Raw genomic sequence first — 1,249 nt, 5'->3', positions numbered from 1 at the left:
TGGAAGGAAATTTTAAAGCATGGGTATATGATGTTATCTGTGAGGTCAATATTGTTGAATCAATACATTATAGACCAGATACAGAAGACTATACCCAAATTATTCCTGAAATTTGTTTAAGTGATTTAAGTAATTAAATATTATTGATATGCAAATGAATAAGACTGATTTAATCAAAATGGTTGCTGAAAAGGCAAATAAACCAACAAAAGAAGTAGCAGAAATAATTGATAGTTTTTTTAAAGAATTATCTCAAAATCTAAGAGAAAAAGATGTTTCTATAAAAGATTTTGGTACTTTCAAGAAGATTATTCAGCCAGCTCGGATAGCTAGAAATCCGGCAACTGGAGAACCTGTAGAAGTTCCAGAAAAGGAAGTTGTTAAATTTAAGCCTTCCAAAAATATACTAAACATGAAATGGCTATGATAGAAATAAACATCCATATTCCTATAGATGGTGTGAACAATATTTCTATACCAATCCAATTACCTGTAGTTCCAAGGGTTGGAGAAAAGATTTATCTATCTAACAAACAAGTTGATAATTTGATAAGTCTATTAGAAGAACAATATTACCACAATCCACAAACAGAAGAATGGAAAGAATCAATAAGACGGTTCACCAATATTGAGGAAGTAGCATATAATGCTGCAAATGGAACGATACACATTGAATTATCAACTATTTAAAAGAAACAATATGAAAAAGTATTTATCATTAGCAATGATTGGTTTAAGCCTTATGTTGTCTGGATGCAGTAAAGACGATAACAACGACCCTGATACTCCACCTACAGGAGATATAGGAAAAGTGCGTTATGAAGCTACCGTAAGCGACCCAGAAAACTTCAAGCTTCTAATACATTATACAGTAGGAGTAGATATTTCTTCCGAAGCTCCCGAAGAAGCTGCCAAAGAAATTATTGTAGAAAGTCCATTTACATTTGAGCAAGAAGCCAAACAAGGAACATATTTATGGCTATCTGCCTACCCTGTACCTAAAGATGAAGAAAACCTTGAAAATTTACAGCTACCTAAGACAGTAGAAGTAAAAATTTTTATTGATGATAAGCTGCATAAGTCTAACAGTGGTGAAAATTATGCAATGGTTCAACATATATTCGGACAGGAAAATTACCAGTAGTAGAATTGATACCTTTTCTGCCAGTACTGGAGAGAAGCCGGGAAGGAATTTGATACCGTACTTTTCCCGGCTCTCCCGGACATGGACGAAAAAAGAACATTATTA

The 1,249-nt window shown here is 33.3% G+C and carries 3 protein-coding genes; all 3 read left to right on the top strand.

All coding sequences use genetic code 11. The features are described 5' to 3' along the window. The first annotated feature begins 148 nt into the window (after positions 1-148). From HMPREF2794_RS21625 to HMPREF2794_RS21615, 3 genes are read left to right on the top strand one after another with little or no spacing between them, the layout of a single operon-like run. Positions 149-427 (top strand): HU family DNA-binding protein, encoded by a 279-nt coding sequence (locus HMPREF2794_RS21625; RefSeq protein WP_004295340.1) that lies wholly within the window; start codon positions 149-151, stop codon positions 425-427. After that, entirely contained in the window at positions 418-690 is a 273-nt protein-coding gene (locus tag HMPREF2794_RS21620; protein ID WP_032951378.1) for a hypothetical protein, read from the top strand. Before HMPREF2794_RS21625 ends, HMPREF2794_RS21620 begins: the two co-directional genes overlap by 10 nt. Positions 691-700: 10 nt before the next feature. After that, complete coding sequence (locus HMPREF2794_RS21615; RefSeq protein ID WP_005647353.1) at positions 701-1,144, top strand: hypothetical protein; 444 nt, start codon at positions 701-703, stop codon at positions 1,142-1,144. The last annotated feature ends 105 nt before the right edge of the window (positions 1,145-1,249 follow it).

Origin of the sequence: Bacteroides sp. HMSC067B03, from assembly GCF_001811315.1 — a bacterium.
In the GTDB taxonomy this organism is placed as follows: domain Bacteria; phylum Bacteroidota; class Bacteroidia; order Bacteroidales; family Bacteroidaceae; genus Bacteroides; species Bacteroides faecis.
The sequence above is the reverse complement of the archived record's forward strand: the minus strand, read 5'-3'. Positions and strand labels throughout refer to the sequence as shown.

Excerpts from the sequence above, each read along its gene's own strand:
- HMPREF2794_RS21615 (WP_005647353.1), top strand. The coding sequence starts at position 701 with ATGAAAAAGTATTTATCATTAGCAATGATTGGTTTAAGCCTTATGTTG.
- HMPREF2794_RS21620 (WP_032951378.1), top strand. The coding sequence starts at position 418 with ATGGCTATGATAGAAATAAACATCCATATTCCTATAGATGGTGTGAAC.
- HMPREF2794_RS21625 (WP_004295340.1), top strand. The coding sequence starts at position 149 with ATGCAAATGAATAAGACTGATTTAATCAAAATGGTTGCTGAAAAGGCA.